Origin of the sequence: Anaerosporomusa subterranea (assembly GCF_001611555.1) — a bacterium.
In the GTDB taxonomy this organism is placed as follows: Bacteria; Bacillota; Negativicutes; order Sporomusales; family Acetonemataceae; genus Anaerosporomusa; species Anaerosporomusa subterranea.
The window spans coordinates 149,087-169,919 of record NZ_LSGP01000020.1 but is presented as its reverse complement, the minus strand read 5'-3'; the positions used below and the strand labels follow the sequence as shown (position 1 = coordinate 169,919).

Sequence of the window (20,833 nt, the reverse complement as noted above, 5' to 3'; positions counted from 1 at the left end):
TTTAAAGGGGTGAGCCAAGCGACGGAGTGTATAGGAATTAGGCGATTGCTTCGCTCGCTTTTTCCGCCAGTAGGACGGCCAGCGCGGCTTCTACGGTTTCTACAGAATGTATCTCTAGGCCTAGGTGGCCTGCGGGAATGTCTTTCTCGTTTTCTTTGGGGATAATAAGGGTCGATATCCCTGCTTGGCGGGCGCCGTAGGCTTTTTCAAATACGCCGCCGACAGCCTTGACTTTGCCTTGAATCGATAGTTCACCAGTCACTGCCACGTCCTGACGCACCGGCTGTTTGGTGATCGCTGAGATAATCGCTGCCAAAATCGCTGTACCGGCTGACGGACCGTCAATCTGGCCGCCGCCGATGACATTGACGTGAATGTCATAGCCGTGGATGTCTTGGCCGGTAATGGCACGAACGACCGCACCGGCATTGAAGACTGAGTCTTTTGCCATGCTGCCGGCAGTGTCATTAAAGCGGATAGTTCCTTTACCCTTTTCGCTAACCGGGAAGGCAACTGCCTCAATTTCAATGACTGAGCCTAAATAGCCAGCCACGCCCAGGCCGAAGACTCGGCCAATTTCCGGTGTTGCTGACGCTTTGCGGCTGACATAGGGAGTGAGGCGGCTGACCTGGGTTACAGAGTAGATATCCTCAACACGAATCTTCTGCTCAGTATCTTTGCGTCCAAGAGCCAAACCATAGGCGTCAGCGAAGATGCCTATTGCCTTTCGACCTTCAATGGTATATTCGCTGATCAGTTCCGGCACACCGTCTTCAAACTCGACATTTAGCTTATTAGCCGCTTGCCGGACAATGGCCTCTATATGCTTTGGTGTCAGCGGTTCAAAGTAGATTTCGGCGCAACGCGAGCGAATCGCCGGTGTAATGTCACTGCGGTCGCGGGTAGTCGCACCAATCAGAATAAAGTCGGCAGGCGCGCCTTCTTCAAATAGCTTTTTGACATATTTGGGTACATTCGCGTCACTGGGATCATAATAGGCAGAGTCGAAATAGACCCGCTTATCTTCTAGCACCTTAAGCAGCTTGTTTTGCAGCATGGGGTCCATCTCGCCGATCTCGTCAATGAACAGGATACCGCCATGGGCTTCTGTCACCATACCGGGTTTAGGTTCCGGCACGCCGGTTTCCGCCAAGTCGCGTCTGGCGCCCTGGTAGATCGGATCATGTACCGAGCCGAGCAGTGGATTGGTGATATCGCGCGGATCCCAGCGCAGTGTTGTACCGTCAACTTCAATAAACGGAGCATCAGCGGCAAATGGGGTATATTGCAGTTTCTTTGCTTCGTCGAGCGCCAATCGGGCAGTTGTCGTCTTGCCGACTCCAGGTGGTCCATAAAGAATAATATGTTGCGGATAGGGTGATGCCAGCTTGGCCCGCAGAGCGGCAATCGCCCGTTCTTGGCCAACGACTTCTGACAGATCACCTGGGCGTAACAGCTCGCCAGCAGATTTAGTCAGCTTGGTTGTCTCTAGCTTCTCGAGTTGGGCATATTTCTTCAAAGTTTGCGGATTTTCCGGGTTAGGAACATCTTCTTTCAGTACTTGCATCTTGATTTCCCGCACATATTCCTGGTGACGCTCTTCCATCTTATCAGCAATCTTTTTCTCGATTCGTTCTTCTACTTCACGACGCGCCAGCATATCTGCCAGCTCATCTTCTACCTCATCGAGAATTGCGGGAATATCTGAGCGAGAAGGAATCTTCTCCACTGTCGGGTCTTCAAATACAAGCTTTTGCAAGCCCAAAACCCGCTCTGCTAGATCTTGCGAGCGAATCAGTTCGAGCGCATCCAGCTTGCCGGCTTTAAGCACAACTTTTTCGGGGCCGATGACTGAGGAATATAGGCTATACAATGAGGTCACCCTGCGTTTGAGGCTATCATCAGGAGAGACAACCTTCTCGGTTGGGTGCCAACGAATAAGTTTACTAAATAGATTTTTCATTTACCGTTTCCTTTCTGGTAGGCTGGATTAACAGCCTGAATATATGTTGGGAAAGGAACCCGGATCTTGGTATCCAAACGAATTCCTAGGAATAATCGCGGTCTGCGAAGAAATGCGGCACGTAACCACAGAGTACGCAGAGTACACAGAGGTCACCGCAGATGGCTACGGTTATTTTATAAGGCAAATCCGAAACCCTCTGTGTACTCTGCGGTTTCCATCTATTCTCCGACGACATTCACGCTTACTTGAGCGCTGACATCAGGATGAATGCGAACAGTGGCATTATAGGTGCCGATAGACTTAACCGAGTCCTTCAATTCCACTTTGCGTTTATCGATAGTCAGTCCATGCTGACGTTCAATCGCATCAGCAACATCTTTGCCGGTGACTGAGCCAAATAGCTTGCCACCTTCGCCGGTTTTCACACCGATGGTGACTGAGACTTTTGATAGTTGGCTGGCCAGCATTCTGGCTTCATCCATTGCTTGCTGCTCGCGTCGCGCTTGGGCTGCTTGTTGATCTTTAATCTGCTTGACAGTAGAGTCAGTCGCAGGCAAAGCCAGTTTCTTAGGTAGAAGGAAGTTGCGGGCATAGCCTTCCGATACTTCCACAATCGCGTCTTTTTTACCGAGACCTTTCACTTCTTGTTGCAGAATGAGTTTCATCTGCTTCACTCTCCTCTATTTGTTTCTGAACCAGTTCGACCAGGCGTTGCCTGACTTCTTCCATGGTTATATTTTTTAATTGTGCTCCAGCCATGGTCTGGTGTCCGCCGCCACCAAAACTCTCCATCAGTACTTGGACGTTGACGTCTCCTTGAGAGCGGGCGCTAATGTTGATCATATCATCGGCGGCAAACAAGACAAAACTAACTTGTACTCCCTCTAAGTTCAAAAGCATATCAGCCGCCTGGGCGGCCACCATTTGTATATTTTTAACTCCTGATGGACATTCGGCAACAATGATTCCACCGGGAAGTTGGGTGGCGTTGCCAATAATCTCTGCCCTATGCCGCAAAGATTCCAGATCAACCCGAAATAATTGGCGGACCAACCGTGGATCAGCGCCAATACGCCGTAAATAGGAAGCAGCTTCAAAGGTACGTACTCCTGTCTGGACGGCGAAATTCTTGGTGTCAACAACAATACCAGCGTACAGGGCGGAAGCCTCAAGCCGGTTCATATCGATATTGTCATCAAAGTAAGTTAGCAACTCGGTGACCAGTTCGCTGGTTGAGGATGCTGACGGTTCGAGATAGACCAGCAGCGGACTGGTAATAAAATCCTCTGCCCGACGGTGATGGTCAATGACGATTACCTTCTCGACTTCTGACAACAGCTCTGGAGCAGCCGTCAAATCCGGTCGATGCGTATCTGAAACAAACAACAGTGTTTTGTCAGAATTAGCTTCTTTCAGAATGCTGGCAGCCTGCGCCGGACTGATAAAAATCGTGCGGTATTCTTCATAGTCTGCCAACAGCTCAGAGAGCTTATCGACTGCGCTGCCTGGTTGACTGAGCACAATATAGGTAGGCTTTTCGAGGTGTCTGGCCATAACGGCTAGACCGATAGCTGAGCCAAGGCTGTCAAAGTCTTCATGCGCGTGCCCCATGATAAGAACCAGTTCAGCGTCTTCAATCAATTCGTGAATAGCTTGTGACACAACTCGGGCCTTGACCCGTGTATTCTTCTCTACTGCTTTGGCTTTGCCGCCATAAAACTGCATTTTTCCATTCGCATATACGGCAGCCTGATCGCCGCCTCTGCCCAAGGCCAGATCGAGGCCAGCCTGCGCCTTCTGCCCGAGCAGCAGAATGGACTCTTCTTCAGCCGAAACGCCAATACTCAGGGTGACCGGAATCTTGTTGCCGCCCTGAATCGCTCGAATCCGATCAAGAATATCGAATTTGTCGTTAAGTATTTTATCCAGTGACTGGCGGTTGAAGATAGCCAGATACATATCTTCGGCAAAACGTTTTATATAACTGTCTGTCTCGCTGGCCCACTCAGCTAGCTTGGTGTTCACTGCAGCAATGATGCCGCTGCGCTGGGTCTCACTTAGCCCTTTCAAAACATCGCTGAGATTATCAATCTGGATATAGGCAAAAACCGGCATAGCGGCTTGGCTTTTCAAACGGGTGCACTCACTGGCGCTCACATCGCTGATATAGGCGGTAAACAGTCGTTTCTCGCCAGATTCGCCAACCTCCGTCGGTTTACAGGTAATCTGCAGATACCGTTCGCCTGAGACAATAATCCGGGTCTGACTCTTTTCCCAATTTCTAATCATCGCCAACTCCGGGCAAACCTGGCCAATATCATCACCGGCACAGAAGTTTCTATCCAGCCAATCCGCACCCAGTTGATTGCGCCAATGCACTTTGCCAGCCTCATCAAAGACAATAATGGCCATCGGCAAGTGATGCAACGCGTAGAGCCCCGCTTGATCAATATGAAATGAAAGCGATTCCACATAGGCGGCGAAGGCCTGTTGCTGTGCTTTATGACGTTCTCGGGACCGGTGATATAAGGCAAAAAACAGAATCGCCGTTAAGGCAGACAATGACAGGTTGTAATAAGCCAACGCCATCAGGACGACTGCTCCGGCAAACATATGCAAGCGGCTGACGCGAAATAGCGACCCATGAAGCATGAATCATTCCTCCTGTTAGGTCGGACGGGACTCTTTTAGTTTCCGATAATCAAAAATCAGATCAAAAGCACCGGCGAACATTAGCGCCTGTGTCAATATACCATTAGTCAATACTAAGAATAGTATAACGTTACGGACAAGGCGTGACAAATTGTATTTCTCGGCAAGGAAGTAAAATAAAGCTAACCCCTGGCAGAGGAGCACCACGGTGGCGAGGATTTGGATATTGAGGCTGATCTTTGAGAGCAACTCGTACTTGTACATGCCAGCCAACAATGCGACTCCGCTGGAAATAGCCCAGACATAGATAGTCGCGTACGGGACGCTCCAGTACTTAAACGCCAAAAACGGATTAAACTGATGGCCAAGCTTTTTGAGCACGGCCCGAGCGATAATAAAGTTGAGCCAAGTTTCAAATACAGCAGCGATGGCAAACCCGGCCGGCAGAATAACTTTCATGATATCGAGAGTGGTTTTCATCATCTCCGACATCTTGCCTAAATCTTCTTCCTTCATCCCAAAACTACGGTATATACTGATTACCTGTTCAAGAGCTTTGGTCATTGACTCATCCTGCAGATTGAGCGGGTTTGTTCCCATCACCAGCATGCTGATCCCGATAACAGCGATCTTAGACACGAGTGAGGCTAATGAGCCAAATGCCAATGTCTTCACTGTACCTAGTCCGTGACGGATACATAGACCAAGTACGATACCGGTCAGGGCAAAGCCAACAACTACAGAAACGGCGTGCAGGGGATGCAGCAGCATAGCGGTGATCAGACCGGCTACCACGGTAGCCATGATGCTCCATTTGTGACCATGGCGGGCGCCTAAGAGCGCTAACGGCACCGGCCAGATGATGTTGACAAAAGCGCCTAACACCGGTACATAGGCGCTAATAATCGCAAAAAGTATGGCGATAGCGGATAGTATACCGCTTTCGACCATCGGTTTAACCCGGGGTTGACTCATGCAGTCACCTCTTCTGCCGGAGATAACGCTCAAGCTCGGCATAGTCTCCGGTCCATTTATCAATATCATGTTCTTTGCTGGTATAACGAGCCAGCCACGCGGCAATTTCCTTGTCAAGTTTGTCGAAATCGAGCCCCAATCGGCGCCCCAATACATAGGAGGTAACGATAAGCGCCGCCAGCGCCTCAGCCATAGCGCGCTCGCTGTTTCTGACAATCGCATGCAACAGTGCGGCCAAGTTAGAGGCTAGTTCCGCCTTCAGCCATTCAATAAAGCGAAGTTTGCGCAGGATGTCTGAATCGTGTGCCATGAGAGCCCTCCTCCTTGCGTAACTTACTGTATTCGGTTTTCGTAGCCGAGTTTCCTGCTTAAGGATATAGGAAACAGTAGGGAAAAGTTTTTAGACAGCGAGTGCTTTGGTCTAGGCGTTACTCCGTTTCTCACAAGAAACGCGCCGGCTTATGGCGCGTTAAAGAAGCGATATAGCGGCAGAGCGGCGCCGGCGCCGGCGAACAGCATAACGGCGAAAGCTCCTGGTCGATTGTTGTGCTGTTTCAGCCACTTTGCATAAGTATAGGCGTGAAACCCGGCCACTATCCCCAAAACGGGTAGAACGTAATCCATTAACTCACTTCCCTTTTCTTCTCTGTCCCCTTATCTTTACCCGGCAGCGGCGACGTTTTCCACAATAGTCCGGTACGACGAATGATCGTTTTTACCGATAGCGTAATCTCTGCTTTTTGATACAGTTTTTCGAAATCAAGTTGGGCAAATTCGTCATAAAGAGTAAATTGAGAACGGGCATAACGACCAAAACCTACGGCATCTGAACCGAGTTCCTGTGTCTTCCTCAGCATGTTGCTCATCTCCTCTTCGATTACTCTGCTCACCTGACTTTCGAGCATTCCACTGTATTCAGGGGCCTCGTAATTCACGCCACTTGGCAAAGCAGAGATTTCGGCCTCCAGCAGGATATCTGCATTGATCTTCGGTATCCCATCTTGAAACTCACACTTGATACGAGGCGAGCGTCCAAGGCGGATATAGACATTAGCATTCTTCTCCTGCGCCATTGGATCAGTCACGACCATAAAGCCACGGCCGAATTTTCCTCTGAGAATGGCAACCATTCGCGTCTCTTGGTTTGTGAGAGTACCAACCATTTTATCGTCGACGAAAAGCGCCATTCCCATTATCTCTGCAGGGTTAGATTCTCCCTCACGCGGCATCATGCCTGCTGTGTATTCCTTGGCCTTATCGCCCTCTTCCACAATTCCCTGCGGCTGACCCCGCCCGGTCTGCGGATTGACGCCAACAAGCATGGCGGTCGGTGAGCCGTTATTTGTTTTTAGCCGCCGGTAAAACTCGTGCATCTGGACCGGTAGGTAATATGAGCTCTCGTCAGCAGTGGCAATCATGCTTTCAAAGTATTTAGACGGCAGCTTCTCTACCTTGGGCGAGTTTTTTGATAAGAATTCTTCTGCTGTGCCATTATTCACTACGCCAATGTACATCGTGCCACGGAATTCGCGAAATCGCATCACCACTGACATTATATCTGTGAGTCCCTGCCGCGCCAAATCCTCGCCAATGATAAAGCCTTTGACGTGCGACAAATTGATGGAACGAGACTCAACCGAGTTCAGCAGGTTGCGTGCTTCCCCCAGATTAGCAGCCTCAATCGTCACTAATTCCGTTTGCTTACCGCCTGCTTCGCCCTCTTTGCCGCCTCCCCCCATAGTACCTGTCGAGACGACGACATAGGTGGCTCTTATATTTTTCCCCGTGCCTTTGTCTATCCCGATGGCAACCACATACGTCACCTCGTCTGTCTCTCGTCCGCTGACACAACCGCCGGACAATAGCGATACAACAAGCAGACTGACTACCATCACGATGCGGAGCATGGCGGCTTCCTCCTTTTCTTTGTGCCCTGCCAAAGTGATGCCAGAAACAGTACGCCGGGAATTCCGTACAGACCGACGTTAAACATGATACGGAACATCTGTACCTCGGTTTGGATAACAGCAGTCACATCAGTCGGCAGCGATGCAAGCGACACAATCAGGATAACGGTTGTGGGAATAAGAGGTCGCATGGTCTCGAGCTTGAACAAACGGGTAGAGAGATATAACCCAACATAGAGATTCATGGCGATGGTGAGAATGCCGAAAATCACCCATAGCACGATAAAAAGTGCTTCTACTCGCTGGAAGAAGCGCCCCAGGTAGACGAGTCTTGCCATCTCGTAAAACGGCAGCACCTTTTCCTGACCTACACTAACGCCGACAACGATGAGGAATACGAATGCTGTCATCACTTTGACAGCGACGCTGATGCCTAACCCAAACAGCGAGCCGCTCATCCAGGTCTTCGAATTATGAAACGTCGGTGAGAGGATAGCTGGTGCAACGCAAGCCGCATTGCTGCCGCCTGCCAACAGGCTTTTGCTGACCAACACCCCGAGACCGTTGCCCTGCCAGGGGAGGAGCTCATAAAAATCATAAGTTGGCATTAACATTAAGAGTACAATGATGAGACCGGCAATCCCTGCCGGCATAATGATATAGGCAGTCCGGCAAATCGGTTCAAGGCCGATACGAAGGATAATGACTATTGCCAGCCCGTAAATCAACAGCAGCTGGGTGAATTCTGTCTCGTGCAAAGCGGTGAGCAGGGTATTTTCGGCATATTGACGCGTAAGCAGCGTCGCATCAGTAAAAAACATGCTGATATAGAACAGGCCAATAATCCATTTAGCCGGCCGCCCTAGATAGTCCTCAGCAAGATCTAGCAAATCGCCTGAGTAACCGCGGAATGCCCTGTTCAAAAGGAGTAGCATCACCATGGCCGCTATCCCGGTTAACAGCACCGACAACCAGGATAGATTCGCTTGCTCTGCCAGCACCCGCGACGGCGCGGTCAAAAAAGTCCGCGTAAAAGTCATCATAAAGACAAAGGCCAAACATTCGGCCATCCCCATCTTGCCGCTGTGATAGCTCATGACAAGTCCTCCTTCTTGATTGGTTTTTCTTGCGTCCAGGAACGCGAAATGGCTGGTTGGCGCGTGGGATCTTGTGTATTTAGCTCGTCCGGACGCCTCTCCATCTGGAAAACACTGCCGCGTTTGATAACATCATAATTAGCTATTGTCTTTGGCCCGACTGGCGCCATGTAAGGCATACCAAAAGATTTCATACTGCACAGTTCAACCGTTAACACCAGTAGGCCGAGAGCCAGTCCGACCAGCCCCAGCGTTGCCGAGAGAAATAGAAACGCAAAACGCAGAATACGCAGCGCAAACGCAATCCGGTAATCAGGAATGGCGAAGGACGCGAGGCCGGTAATCGCGATAATGACCACCATAATTGGGCTGACCAAGTTGGCCGAGACTGCTGCCTGGCCTAGGATGATGGCGCCGACGATGCCGATGGTTGAGCCTAGTACCCCGGGCACTCTAATCCCTGCTTCCCGTATCAGCTCAAATGAAAACTCCATCATCAAAATTTCAAAAAAAGCGGGAAAGGGCACACTTTCCCGAGCAGCAGCCAACGCCAGGATAAGCTCTGTTGGCAAAGCCTCTGGATGGTAATAACTAATTCCAAGGTACAGTGACGGAAGGATCAGAGCAAACAGCGTACCGAACCAGCGGATGATGCGCATGAAGGTACCGGCTGACGCTTTTAGGCTCCAGTCTTCACCAGAGTGGAAGAAACTGAATAAACTCACCGGTAGAATGTACCCAAACGGGGTGCCATCCAAGAACAACGCCATACGACCCTCTGCCAACGAAGACGCCACCCGGTCAGGTCGCTCTGTGGAAAGCATCTGCGGTAAGGGGATAGTCGGATGGTCTTCAATAAATTGTTCAAGCACGCCCATGTTTACGATATAATCGGTCGATATACCCTCTATTCGCCGCTTGACCTCTGCTACCAAGGCCGGATTGGTTAGAGAGCGCAAATACATCACTGCACACCTTTTCGGAATGCGAGTACCTATGTCAAAGATGTCGGTGACCAGATCGCTAGTCTGCAGTATAGATCGCATCAGGCCGGTATTGACTCGCAGGCCTTCGCTGAAGGCAACTTGCGCACCCTGTATCGTTTGTTCGATCTGCGGCCGGTCTAGGCTACGCTGTTTATATCCCTTGACGTCTACCAACAGCGCCGCGCCAACTCCTTCAACAAATAGCGCGGCATCGCCTGCGTTGATTCCTTTGACACAATCAACAAATTGCTTGACCTGGGCTGTCTGATTGGACGGCAGATACTCACTACTCAAAATCGCAAATATCTCACTTTCAGCCGCGTCGCCCATCCCGCTAAAATACATAAGCGGCTGCAGAATGCTCTGGTTGATCAGCAGCTTGTCGACCATTCCCTCTAGATAGACTAACATGGCCTTCCGCTGCTTACTGCCGCGAATTTCCAGTTCTCTAACGACGACATCTTTATTCTCAGGCCGCCCATAGATTTCGTCGATGGTCTTCACGTTCTCTTTAAGACTTGCACTGATCAGCCGTTTATCAAAGTTCTCTTTACTGCTTTCATACGAAAGAAAGATGGCATTCAAGTCTTCATGCTGACGCTCAATCGCCTCTAGTTCGAAGGCGATTGAGCGCAGGCGATCATGATCATTTTCAGCGAGCGCCGTTTTGCTATCTTCCATGACTTTGAGCAAACTACGCGCGGCGCGCAGCAGCACTTCAAGCTCGCGACGACTCTCTCTGAGCTTACCATAGCGCTTCTCTTGCTCAGGTTTCGTATCGTCAGGCTTAAATTCATCCAGCACAAACTGGGTAGGCAATTCTGGTTCGTGGAAGACCAGGATATCACGAATTGCCCGGTACATTTGTTGTATTAGTGTTTCAGTCATCCCAGGCCCTCCCCCTGTTCTGACAGTTAGTATTTACAAAATCACCAATTTTTAGTAGAGACCAAGATTTGCTCCTACATTGCATATCTTTTTGCAGACAGCGCATAGTAGAGTAGCAAGATTCATCTAGTTTTACGGTAAAGCGAAAGGAGATTTTCTATGAACATCTTCCCTCCGACTTCCTTAGCTTCTAGTCTGCTGGCTATGCTTGGACTTGTTCTAGGCCTAAGAAAAAGCCGAGTCTGGTTTTTGCTTAGCGCGCTGGCGGGATTCCTGCTATTGCTTCACATGCATCACGACCGGTATGGACAGACTGTACATCGCCGGCTCGGCGCTCGAAAAGCAGATGAGGTTGAAGTGACAAAAGCCAGTTTAAGCCAAATACGCGATAAATATGCTGACAATAGTGAGTGGCGCACCAGGCATATCAAGGAAGATCCAGGAATATAAGTGGTGATATTTGTCCGGTATTGATGATTAGCGTAGCGACATACTAACTGTGGCGCCAAAAAATCATTCAATTAAAGGGAGGGGTATTGTCGTGGACAAAAAAATGAAGCAGCAACAATCAAAATCCGAGTATGGGACCATGACTGCTAAGTTTGATGCCAACGGTGAATACGGTGCGTCCTCGAGCGTCCCTACGAATGCTGCCGGTAACCAGCAATCCAGCAAAGCAAAATATGGAACGCTGACTGCCAAAGCCGACGCTAATAACGAATACGAATAATTGGATGATGGTGTCAAACAAGAAAGACCGCGCTCATTGCGCGGTCTTTCTTGACATATGGAACGTATAATTGCTGGGAATTTCGAAGGCTTGCAACGCTGGGAATGGAACACAAGCGCCACGAGGCGACACCAGCGCCACTAAGGATAACCGTTTTGTGTCGCTCGTGCAGCGTTAGTGCCGCTCGTGTTCATCGTACAATCATGCACTCCATCTTAATTTAAAACAATGTCCCGATTTCTCCACTCTGTCCAGGCTGCATCGCCCGAATCATCTCGATTGCTTCCTCTACGCTTGTCACCGCCTCCGCCCCAGTGGCGAGCAGCTTTTGATTGCCAGACGCCTGTTGGCTGTCGTTTAGGCTAGTTGGCGAAAAAACCAGCACTCTTCGCCCCTGACGCTTCGCGAAGCGAGCTGTATGCATAGCACCGCCTTGAATGTCACTCTCGACAACGATGACCACATCGCTCAGTCCGCTCTGTAGCCGGTCGCGCTCAACAAAGCGGTAGCGAGCCGGCCGAATCCCAGGCGGGTACTCGCTCAAGAGACAGCCTGTCGCGGCAATTCGCGCAGCCAACTCCTGATTTTGCGGCGGATAAATCGTATCAAGCCCTGACGGCAAAACAGCCGCCGTGTAACCACCTTGCTCCAAACAGCCGCGATGCGCCGCCGCATCACAGCCCAAGGCCAAGCCGCTAACCACGGCTGCTCGTAATTTCGCTAGCTGCCGCCCCAGAAAATAGGCTGTCGCCTCTGCCGCCGGCGAAGGGGCGCGAGTACCAATTACCGCCACACTAGGAAACGCGCTCAGACCCGCAGTATCTCCATGGCAGTACAGCAAAACAGGTGGATCGGAGATCTGCTGCAGGCGGCAGGGAAAGCCGGGGTCTAGCTTATTGACTATTTGCCAGCCGTGTTCGTGACAGAGGCTGATGCTGGCCGCCGCGCTGCGTACCGCTTGCTCAATAGCAGTCTGGGTAACCGACTTCGGCAACAGACCCTTGGCAGTCAGCGCACCAAGTCCAGCCTCAATAATGGCTAACGAATTGTGAGTACAGATAAATTCCGCCTTGCGTCTGCCAATTCGGCCAAGTCCCAGCAGAGTCATGAGCAAGTGACTTCGTTCCACCGCGCTTCCCCCTAGAGATATTTATTCTAAAAAGGGTTCGACTGCAGATGCAAATATCCCTGCTAGGAGACACGAACCACAGAGTGCGCAGTGTACTCTGTGGTTAAAATAGCAATCCTAACTCGCTCTCTGACACGACTAAAAAAGCGCCAGCTTTACGCTGACGCTTTTCATACAGGTTTTATTCCGCCGTGAACGGCAGCAACGCGATGTTGCGAGCACGTTTGATGGCGAGAGTGACTTGGCGCTGGTGTTTCGCGCAATTGCCCGAAATACGGCGCGGCAGGATCTTGCCGCGTTCAGTAATGTACCGGCGCAGTTTGGGAATCTCTTTGTAGTCGATGTCTTTTACTTTATCAACGCAGAAGCTGCAAATCTTTTTCTTTGGTCTTCTGCCTTTTTCACGCCTGACCATGGCCATACTGCTTTACCTCCCTCTAAAATGGAATTTCTTCTTCCGGAGGGAATACTTCCCTTCCGCCAAATGCCTTGGCCGCATCATTAGACCGACTCACAGGAGCGGCTGTCGTACGCGGTCCGGCTGTTTCAAAATTTTGAGCAACGAGATCGGCAACGACCTCAGACACTCTACGTTTTTGGCCATCTTGTGTTTCATACGAACGGACCTGCAGACGTCCCTGCACGAGGACACGAGTGCCCTTCGCGAGGTTATTGCCACACATCTCTGCCAGCTTGTCCCATGCCACGATTGGTATAAAGTCGGCAGGGTCCTTTTCGTTAGAGTCCCGCTGCGCAGAGTAGGAATTACGATTAACCGCCACAGTAAACGAGGCTACCGCCTTTCCTGTCTTGGTATAGCGCACTTCAGGATCCTGAGCTAGACGACCGACTAATACTACTTGATTCATGGCGAAACATCCTTTCCGGCTTATTCGTCTTCTTTAATGACCATGTGCCGTAAAATATCATCTGAAATCTTCATGACGCGCTCTAGCTCGAAAACAGCTTTAGGCTCAGCGGTAAAGTAGATCAGCACATATACGCCTTCACTATGGTCCTTTACCTCGTAGGCTAAACGTCTCTTGCCCCAACGATCAATCTTATCAACATTACCGCCGTTAGTGTTGATTAGGTTCTCATACTTCGCGACCGTCGCGTTGATGGAATCCTCTTCAGCCGGCTTAATGATGAATATGACTTCGTATTTCCTCACGAAATCACCTCCTCCTTTGGACTAATGGCCCCACATAGGGGCAGGGAAGGTTTTCAAATATGAATTTGAAACCCACTTGGACTAAATAAGTATAGCACTTCTTAGTAGAGAAAATCAAGCGTTTCGTAGTGATTTTCTTACGTTGTCACGTGTAAGGCTAGAGGGGTCAATACAAAGTCACGTTTTACCGCAGAGGACATAGAGGAATCATAGAGTAAACAGAGGGCCGTATTATTGATTAAAATACAACCGTTACCCTCTGTCGGTTGACGTACCCTATTCAAGTTCGGAGATGTACTCCCCGACGCTAGCAACTTTCGCATAACCGGCTGCGAGTCCAGCGAGATATGCTGCATGAACCGCATTAGCAGCTATGGTTAGCCCATCGAACGTCAAATCCTTTGTTGCACAGGCATCATGGAGAACCACACATTCAAATCCCAGGTCGACGGCAGCGCGAACCGTTGCTTCGACACACATATGAGTCATCATGCCAGCTACTGCTAACCGTCTGATCTGCTTTTGCCGCAGGCAATCGAGAAGCGCTGTCTCGCGAAAACTATTTGGAAAGTGCTTTTCAATTATACCTTCGTCTAATACCGGTCTGACGCAAGCGTGAATCTCTGCTCCTGCCGTACCAGGCAGGAAAAAGGTTGCGCCCGGCCGCAGCGAAGTATGACGAACATGGAAAATCGGTATTCCTTTTTCTCTAGCCCATTCCAACACTCGCCTTGCGTTTTCGCCGGCCTTAGTGCTGCCAACCAATTCAGCCTTTCCTCCTGGAAAGTAATCATTTTGGATATCAATCAGAAGCAGCCCTGTGTCCATGCTATCCTCCTCATCATGTCGTACTCCCACTGAGGCTATCGCGCCCATGACGGCTCGATATCATCATATACCAGTTGACATGGCGCGATAACCCGTCAAGGTCTGGGAATAAGGTTAGCCGATTGATTCCGTAATAGGATAATTCCTCTAACAAAGTCTGGCGATAGCTCTGGGAAATTACGATCGTCTCTAGTCTGTCCGAACTGTTCCTCTGCTCAGACAGACATAAATCTGGCGGGTTGTGAATGGTAAAGATGCCGCTTTGCCGAGTTATCCGCTGCAAAAGGCCCTTGGGCTTTACTTTGTTGATCCCCTGCGCGGCGAAAGGCGCTACAGTCTCTGTATCAATATTCTTCTCATTATAGTAAGCGTAAATCACCGCATCCTGCTCACAGTCATGCTCGACAGCAAAAAAGGCTGCCGCCAGCGGATTGTACGTCCAATCCAGCAAGCGGGTCGCCAGCCCGTAGTGCTGGGCAATCGCCAGCCAATCCCAGTCATCCTGAAAGCTTAGCTCGGTAAATTCGACAGCCCGCCGCTTCCACTCGCTGAAATACTGTTCGTCATTGTCGACAGCATAAGGCTCGCGGCCTGCCTTAGGCAAAAGCCGCCAATCTGTCTGGCTCTGACCGCGAAATACCCATACACCCTGCTCGCGATATAGGCTAATTTTTTGATGCAGTTGGTCAAAGTTGCTGATCCTTGTTGTTTTCATCATTGGCCTGTGTCAAACTTCCTTAAACAATTCCGGGTAAACAACAGTTCCCTGCACTGCTTTTAGCACCCCAGGGCTTAGCACAAGCACCATAAAAACTTCATCAGGCACCGGAAAGGGACAACGAATTCCAAACCTTGACGCTGGTTGGAAGCCAAAGTGAGGATAATATTCGGCATGCCCCAAAACAATGATGATGCGATGGCCAAACTTATGGCAAGTCAGTATTCCTTGCTCAACAAGAGCAGCACCAACTCCCTGGCACTGTCGATCAGGGATCACAGCCAACGGTGCCAGTGCCAAGGCTGGAATCCAGTTCCCTTCTGACTCGATGGCAATTAGACTGAAAAGAATATGGCCAACAATCCGATTTTCATCGACTGCAACTAGTGATAGTCCGGGATGATACGCAGGCGCATCCCGCAGTCGTTCTACTAGTCTGCCTTCATTATCACGCCCAAAGGCCAGTCGATGGACTTCAGTAATCGCTTCATAATCGTCGTTTTGCTCAGGTCGAATACGTATTGGTCTCACCCCCACTGCCATTAATCAGGTATTGTTTGCGCAATTGCGAATGCCCGCTGTAGTCTGGCGATATCTTGCTCACCGCCAGATGAATAAAAGGCAATATCTCCTTTGCCTGTATCAGTCGGGATACCTGCTTCCTCTAATTTATGCATCAAATGACGCAAAGTCCCCTCTGTTCCGTCGATAATATCTGTCTCAGGCGCCAGAACTTGACGCAAACTATTCCGAAAAAATGCAAAATGAGTACAGCCAAGTACGACCGTCCCATAGCTGGCCAAATCGAGCGAAGCGAACTTCTGCCGCAGACAAGGCACGACAATCGCCTCATCAAAGATCAGTTGCTCGGCAAATTCAACCAGCTCAGGCATGGGTAGGCTGTCAACAATATGTTCAGGATCAACCACTGACACCAAATCCTTAAACTTCGCTTCTTTCAGCGTGAGCGCCGTCGCTAGCGCCAGTACCCGCTTACCGCTGTCTGTGTTTTTAACTGCAGGCTTTACCGCTGGCTCCATGCCAATAATCGGGAATTTATACCTTCCCCGTAAGTCGTTGACCGCGACACTAGTCGCGGTATTACAGGCAACCACCAGCGCTTTAATGCCGCATTCGGCTAAATAATCGACCGCGTCAACAATGTAGCCTTTCACCTCTGCTTTGGGTTTTGGTCCGTAAGGCACATGCAACGTATCCGCATAATAAATATAGTCTTCGTGCGGCAGCAGCTTCATGGCCTCAGATAATACCGTGACTCCACCTACCCCCGAATCAAAAAAGGCGATTTTCATACCCGCACCTCGCATTAGCAAAATCAACTGTGTTCTTGTTTTTCCTTGTGGTATTATATGCGTTTTACCTACTATCAGCCCACTATTCGCTATTTCCCGGGTAATTACGACATAGCCAAGTTCGGCTTAACCCAATCAATAAACTCAGCCACTGATGTAAAAACCCCGTCCGGCTTAGCAGCCTGGATTCCGGCAAGGTCAGCGGTTGCCGACCAAGCGGCGCTCAAGGCAATCACGCCAGCCTCCCGCGAGGCGACGACATCTGATGCAACATCACCGACATAGGCGATCTCGTGGGCCGCTAAACCCCAATGCCGCAGAACACGGCCAATAATCTCCGGTTTTATTGCTCCGGCCTCCGAGCCTACCTCAAGCAATTCGAAGTATGGCTTCAGACCGGTAATTTCAAGCGATGCCATCAAGCTGCTATGACCTTTACCTGTGCCGATAGCCAAGCGGATACCCTTATCCCGCAGCAGATTTAGCACCTGTTCAATACCAGTAAACGGTCTGGCAGGATGATGAAGACGGTATTCCTGCAGATAGTCGGCAAAGCAGCTTTCCCATCGGTCAGGGATTAGTTTCTTGATTACGCCCTCTTCAGTCGGACCAAATAGCGCTTCAATCTCTTGATCACTGTATTCCTTGCTCAGATGGGTGCGAAGGCAATGACGGAACGCAATACGGATTGCCGGCATTGTGTCAGCTAATGTCCCATCAAAATCAAAAATAATGCCTTTAAGTTGCATGATCCCTCTCCCTGTGTCTCTATTTCTGTGCTAATGAGAAACTATGCAGCGTAGTATATAGCCGCTTTCTGTCCCTCTCTTCACTCAATACCAATGCGAATTCCCGCACGGAAAACGGCAAGTCAGGCAAGCTTTGCGGCAAATACGGTTTCCCCGGCAGCGGCGTCACATCCTGTGCCAAGGTTATATGCGGCGAGTAAGGCCTTTTTTCTGAGGCAAAGCCGATTGCTGAGCATGCCTTTTCCACTGCCTGCTGCAGACTATATAACCTTTCAGTATCCCCAGCCAGTCCCTGCCAAATCACCCGGATTGGCGGGCGAGCACCAAACACGCCGACTTGTCCCAATCGCAGACTAAATTCTTGCTGACCTTTTGCTGCCTCGCTTAATCGTTCAACCAGTCTGTCCAATGTTTCGTGCGGCGTCTCACCAAGAAACTTCAGCGTTAGATGGAAATTCTCACTGCGTTTGAAGCGGCCTCGCTCCACTTTAGCGCGAATCTCACGTTGCAGTTCTGTCAGCGCTGCTAAAATATCGGCAGGAAATTCTACAGATATGAATAATCGCATCTAGCTATTCACCCATTCCCATTATATAACATGTTAAATTCGTTATCCATAGTATTCCACTTATGCTTAAATTAATCGATTTTACGTAAGAAAAAACCACTGCGGCGGTCGTTGGGAGACGAAGAACGTAGGACAATGATCGCAAAGAATCGAAGATCGCAAAGGGATTTTTTTAGTAATTATTCGCTTTGCGACGCTTGCGCGCTTCGCGCTAACGTACTTCTACATTATAGTTTCTAAACGTTACAAAAAAATCACCCTCTCAGGGTGATTTTTCGTGTGTTATACGTTAAACCGGAAATATGTTACATCGCCGTCCTGCATTACATATTCCTTGCCCTCCAAGCGAACAAGGCCTTGCTCGCGGGCTGCATTCTGGCTGCCGGCTTTCATCAGGTCATTAAAGGAAACAATTTCGGCGCGGATAAAGCCGCGTTCGATATCACTATGGATTTTGCCTGCCGCCTGCGGCGCTTTGGTGCCGCGCACAATTGTCCAGGCGCGTACTTCCTGTTCGCCTGCGGTCAGGAACGTCATCAGTCCCAGCAGCTTGAAGCTGACTCGAATCAGTTTATCCAGGCCAGACTCGGCCAGACCGAGGTCGGCGAGAAACGCTTTTGCTTCGTCGTCATCCAGCTCAGCGATTTCCGCCTCCAGCTTAGCGCAAACGGCGATTACTTCGGCATTTTCTTCGGCTGCGAACGCCTGCACCTTTTGCACATAAGGATTCGCTTCCGCATCAGCAATCTCGTCTTCACTGACATTAGTTACATAAAGTACCGGTTTTAATGTTAATAAATTCAAATCCCGCAACAGGAGCTTCTCATCGTCGCTAAAGCCAGCGCGACGAGCCGGAACGGCGTCTCCCAAAATCTTGAGCAAGCGTTGCAATACCTCAATCTCAGCCTGTACCTTTTTGTCGCCGCTCTTTAAGAGCTTCTGCGAACGCTCAATGCGTTTCTCAACACCCTCGATGTCAGCCAGACAGAGTTCTGTATTGATGATCTCAATATCCCGCAGCGGGTCGATACCGCCTTCGACATGAGTAACATTCTCGTCAGCAAAACAGCGTACTACCTGAGCAATGGCATCCACCTGGCGAATATGGGCTAAGAACTTGTTACCAAGCCCCTCCCCTTTAGACGCGCCTTTGACTAGGCCGGCGATATCGACAAATCGCATCGCTGTCGGCAGGATTCGCTTAGGCTTGTAGATGGCAGCCAGTTTGCCCAGCCGCTCGTCAGGCACTTCAACTACGCCGACATTGGGCTCAATGGTGCAGAACGGATAATTGGCAGCTTCCGCTCCCGCCTTGGTAATCGCGTTAAACAGTGTGCTTTTGCCGACATTCGGCAAGCCGACAATGCCCACTTCTAAATTTGTGCTCATATATATTCACCAACGCTTTCATACAAGTTAACCTATTAATTTTAGAATATCCCGGCGCTAAATGCAATACCCGAGCCGGGATAAGAAAAACGGCGGCAAGTTTCTTTGCAGGAAACGAGGAACGATAACCGCAGAGTTCGCAGAGGGACACAAAGGGTTCGGTGTAAAGACTGTGTCCACGCTCTACTTGGCCCAGGGCAAGGTTAGTAGGCTAAGAAGAGGATAGGGATTACTCATTTGTCAACGCCAGCAGCCGGTCGATATCCTTCACAATAATTCCTTTATGCCCATCGACTACGATTAACCCGTCCTCTTGCATTACCGTTAATACTCGACTGATGGTTTCCCGGGAAGTGCCTACAAGATTGGCCACTTCGCTGCGTGACAACCCGAGAGTAATCCGAATCTCTTTTGACTGCTTTTCCCCATTGCTGACAGCAAGATCATACAACAAGCGAGCCAAGCGCTGATCTACGCTTCGTAACGCAAGATTGCCGATATTTTGTTCCGCATCGGCAAGCCGGTTTACCAAAGCCTGAATGACCGAATACGAGATTTTCGCGTTGCGGGCAAACAATTCTCTGACCTTCTCCTTCTCCAGCATGCACAAGCCGGTGTCTTCCATTGCCTCGGCGTAGAATAGCCGAAAGCTTTCATTAAATAAAGCGTATTCGCCAAAGAAGTCTCCTGGCTTAAGTATCCGAATCGTTTGCTGGCGACCATCGGCGGATAAATCATATAGCTTAACCCGGCCAAGACGGACGATGCAGAGACTCTCAGCTTTGTCTCCTTTATTGAACAGCGTGGCCCCTTTCGGGTACTCCCTTTTAATGATTAACGCATTGATTTGCTGCAACTCTGCGAGTTCCAAGTTCTGAAATATGGGAACCAGGCTCGCGCAGATATGCGGTACCTTCTCGTCAGTATGAACACACATTATTTTCCCCTCCCTGAATTAATTTCAAAATTTTGATTATTATCACATAATGCCAGCTAATTATCTTGTATTCTAAAACCAGATCATCCGGAAGATCTAAAGCGTATAAAAAAGAAAGAGGGATGAAAATGAACAATATGTATGGATGGATTTTAGGGGTTGCTATCATGGGATTTGTCGCTTTAATGCCAAATACGGCTGAGGCTCACTGCGACACGTTGGACGGCCCAGTGGTTACGGCGGCGCAACAGGCGCTAGACAGCAAAGACATCAATCGCGTTCTTCCTTTCATTCCCAAGAACGGTGAGCCAGAACTTAAAGAGGCCTTCGCTAAGGTTCTTGCCGCTAGAACAGGCGGCAAATCAGCTCAGGAAGTCGCAGACCGCTATTTCTTTGAAACCACAGTTCGAATACACAGAGCTGGCGAAGGAGCAGCTTTTACCGGCTTACAGCCGGCAGGCATGGATTTTGGCCCTGCTCTGCCTGCATCAGAGAAAGCCATCCAGACAGGATCGCTGACCGAGTTAAACCAAATTATGGCGCATGAACTAGCCGAAGTTCTTGAATTGCGATTGCATAAAATCCAAGAGCTGAAGGCCAGAACACCAGCCGGCGATGTTGACGCCGTACGCAAGCTAACCAGTGAAGAGCTGCAATTCCAGATTTTCGTTCACGAACTGTATGAAAAAATCCGCGAAGGCGGCGCTGAAAACTCGCATCAATCAGAAAAAGAGCCGAGACGCGAACACAGCCACTAGTCAACATAGTTACCCTATAGTTTCAACTCAATTCGGGAAACTCCTCTGACAACATAAGCAAAAGAATTA

General features: G+C 49.8%; 24 protein-coding genes. 3 read left to right on the top strand and 21 right to left on the bottom strand.

Translation table 11 applies throughout. The features are described from left to right. Window positions 1–37: 37 nt before the first annotated feature. The 9 genes from lonC to AXX12_RS13150 form a co-directional block, all read right to left on the bottom strand. On the bottom strand, window positions 38–1,963 hold the full coding sequence (lonC, locus tag AXX12_RS13185; protein ID WP_066243530.1) for a Lon family ATP-dependent protease: 1,926 nt from the start codon (window positions 1,961–1,963) through the stop codon (window positions 38–40). Between the two features lie 221 nt (window positions 1,964–2,184). Further along, window positions 2,185–2,631 carry a 50S ribosomal protein L9 gene (gene rplI / locus AXX12_RS13180; protein ID WP_066243528.1) on the bottom strand — a complete coding sequence of 149 codons (447 nt, stop codon included), beginning with the start codon at window positions 2,629–2,631 and terminating at the stop codon, window positions 2,185–2,187. Next, complete coding sequence (locus AXX12_RS13175; protein WP_066243524.1) at window positions 2,591–4,618, bottom strand: DHH family phosphoesterase; 2,028 nt, start codon at window positions 4,616–4,618, stop codon at window positions 2,591–2,593. The genes rplI and AXX12_RS13175 overlap by 41 nt, the downstream gene beginning before the upstream one ends. Window positions 4,619–4,633: 15 nt before the next feature. Beyond that, window positions 4,634–5,593: a YybS family protein gene (locus tag AXX12_RS13170; RefSeq protein WP_066243523.1), complete on the bottom strand. Its 960-nt coding sequence runs from the start codon at window positions 5,591–5,593 to the stop codon at window positions 4,634–4,636. Window positions 5,594–5,597: 4 nt separating this feature from the next. Continuing rightward, window positions 5,598–5,903, bottom strand: coding sequence for a MazG-like family protein (locus AXX12_RS13165; RefSeq protein ID WP_066243521.1), 306 nt, complete (start codon window positions 5,901–5,903; stop codon window positions 5,598–5,600). Between the two features lie 149 nt (window positions 5,904–6,052). Next, window positions 6,053–6,217 (bottom strand): hypothetical protein, encoded by a 165-nt coding sequence (locus tag AXX12_RS19395; protein WP_156478666.1) that lies wholly within the window; start codon window positions 6,215–6,217, stop codon window positions 6,053–6,055. Next, complete coding sequence (locus AXX12_RS13160) at window positions 6,217–7,500, bottom strand: Ger(x)C family spore germination protein (RefSeq protein WP_066243518.1); 1,284 nt, start codon at window positions 7,498–7,500, stop codon at window positions 6,217–6,219. The genes AXX12_RS19395 and AXX12_RS13160 overlap by 1 nt, the downstream gene beginning before the upstream one ends. Next, window positions 7,485–8,597 (bottom strand): GerAB/ArcD/ProY family transporter, encoded by a 1,113-nt coding sequence (locus AXX12_RS13155; RefSeq protein ID WP_066243515.1) that lies wholly within the window; start codon window positions 8,595–8,597, stop codon window positions 7,485–7,487. The genes AXX12_RS13160 and AXX12_RS13155 overlap by 16 nt, the downstream gene beginning before the upstream one ends. Further along, complete coding sequence (locus AXX12_RS13150) at window positions 8,594–10,471, bottom strand: spore germination protein (protein WP_066243514.1); 1,878 nt, start codon at window positions 10,469–10,471, stop codon at window positions 8,594–8,596. The genes AXX12_RS13155 and AXX12_RS13150 overlap by 4 nt, the downstream gene beginning before the upstream one ends. A gap of 159 nt (window positions 10,472–10,630) precedes the next feature. Between AXX12_RS13150 and AXX12_RS13145 the strand changes: the two genes are divergently transcribed. After that, window positions 10,631–10,921 carry a hypothetical protein gene (locus tag AXX12_RS13145; RefSeq protein WP_066243510.1) on the top strand — a complete coding sequence of 97 codons (291 nt, stop codon included), beginning with the start codon at window positions 10,631–10,633 and terminating at the stop codon, window positions 10,919–10,921. Between the two features lie 91 nt (window positions 10,922–11,012). Beyond that, entirely contained in the window at window positions 11,013–11,201 is a 189-nt protein-coding gene (locus AXX12_RS13140; RefSeq protein ID WP_066243507.1) for a hypothetical protein, read from the top strand. A gap of 220 nt (window positions 11,202–11,421) precedes the next feature. Here the strand turns inward: AXX12_RS13140 and dprA are convergent, their stop codons facing one another. The 12 genes from dprA to AXX12_RS13080 form a co-directional block, all read right to left on the bottom strand. Next, a complete protein-coding gene (gene dprA, locus AXX12_RS13135) occupies window positions 11,422–12,330 on the bottom strand; it encodes a DNA-processing protein DprA (protein ID WP_066243504.1) in 909 nt (302 codons plus the stop codon). A gap of 181 nt (window positions 12,331–12,511) precedes the next feature. Continuing rightward, window positions 12,512–12,745, bottom strand: coding sequence for a 30S ribosomal protein S18 (rpsR, locus tag AXX12_RS13130; protein ID WP_066243925.1), 234 nt, complete (start codon window positions 12,743–12,745; stop codon window positions 12,512–12,514). Between the two features lie 22 nt (window positions 12,746–12,767). Then, window positions 12,768–13,199 carry a single-stranded DNA-binding protein gene (locus AXX12_RS13125; protein ID WP_066243501.1) on the bottom strand — a complete coding sequence of 144 codons (432 nt, stop codon included), beginning with the start codon at window positions 13,197–13,199 and terminating at the stop codon, window positions 12,768–12,770. Between the two features lie 20 nt (window positions 13,200–13,219). After that, a complete protein-coding gene (gene rpsF / locus AXX12_RS13120) occupies window positions 13,220–13,504 on the bottom strand; it encodes a 30S ribosomal protein S6 (protein WP_066243498.1) in 285 nt (94 codons plus the stop codon). 276 nt (window positions 13,505–13,780) lie between these two features. Next, the gene (locus AXX12_RS13115; RefSeq protein ID WP_066243495.1) at window positions 13,781–14,332 is read right to left on the bottom strand and encodes a cysteine hydrolase family protein; all 552 of its coding nucleotides are present in this window, start codon (window positions 14,330–14,332) and stop codon (window positions 13,781–13,783) included. 13 nt (window positions 14,333–14,345) lie between these two features. Further along, window positions 14,346–15,050: an FRG domain-containing protein gene (locus AXX12_RS13110; protein WP_197470718.1), complete on the bottom strand. Its 705-nt coding sequence runs from the start codon at window positions 15,048–15,050 to the stop codon at window positions 14,346–14,348. A 9-nt stretch (window positions 15,051–15,059) separates the two neighbouring features. Continuing rightward, a complete protein-coding gene (locus AXX12_RS13105) occupies window positions 15,060–15,581 on the bottom strand; it encodes a GNAT family N-acetyltransferase (protein ID WP_197470717.1) in 522 nt (173 codons plus the stop codon). Between the two features lie 11 nt (window positions 15,582–15,592). Beyond that, window positions 15,593–16,363 (bottom strand): glutamate racemase, encoded by a 771-nt coding sequence (murI, locus tag AXX12_RS13100; RefSeq protein WP_066243490.1) that lies wholly within the window; start codon window positions 16,361–16,363, stop codon window positions 15,593–15,595. A gap of 104 nt (window positions 16,364–16,467) precedes the next feature. Then, complete coding sequence (locus AXX12_RS13095) at window positions 16,468–17,112, bottom strand: HAD family hydrolase (RefSeq protein ID WP_066243487.1); 645 nt, start codon at window positions 17,110–17,112, stop codon at window positions 16,468–16,470. Between the two features lie 19 nt (window positions 17,113–17,131). Next, the gene (gene thpR, locus AXX12_RS13090) at window positions 17,132–17,680 is read right to left on the bottom strand and encodes an RNA 2',3'-cyclic phosphodiesterase (RefSeq protein ID WP_066243484.1); all 549 of its coding nucleotides are present in this window, start codon (window positions 17,678–17,680) and stop codon (window positions 17,132–17,134) included. 282 nt (window positions 17,681–17,962) lie between these two features. Beyond that, window positions 17,963–19,069, bottom strand: a complete 1,107-nt coding sequence (gene ychF, locus AXX12_RS13085; protein WP_066243481.1) for a redox-regulated ATPase YchF — start codon at window positions 19,067–19,069, stop codon at window positions 17,963–17,965. 229 nt (window positions 19,070–19,298) lie between these two features. Continuing rightward, a complete protein-coding gene (locus AXX12_RS13080; protein ID WP_066243478.1) occupies window positions 19,299–20,006 on the bottom strand; it encodes a Crp/Fnr family transcriptional regulator in 708 nt (235 codons plus the stop codon). A gap of 128 nt (window positions 20,007–20,134) precedes the next feature. Between AXX12_RS13080 and AXX12_RS13075 the strand changes: the two genes are divergently transcribed. After that, entirely contained in the window at window positions 20,135–20,764 is a 630-nt protein-coding gene (locus AXX12_RS13075) for a DUF6448 family protein (protein ID WP_082816862.1), read from the top strand. Window positions 20,765–20,833: the final 69 nt, after the last annotated feature.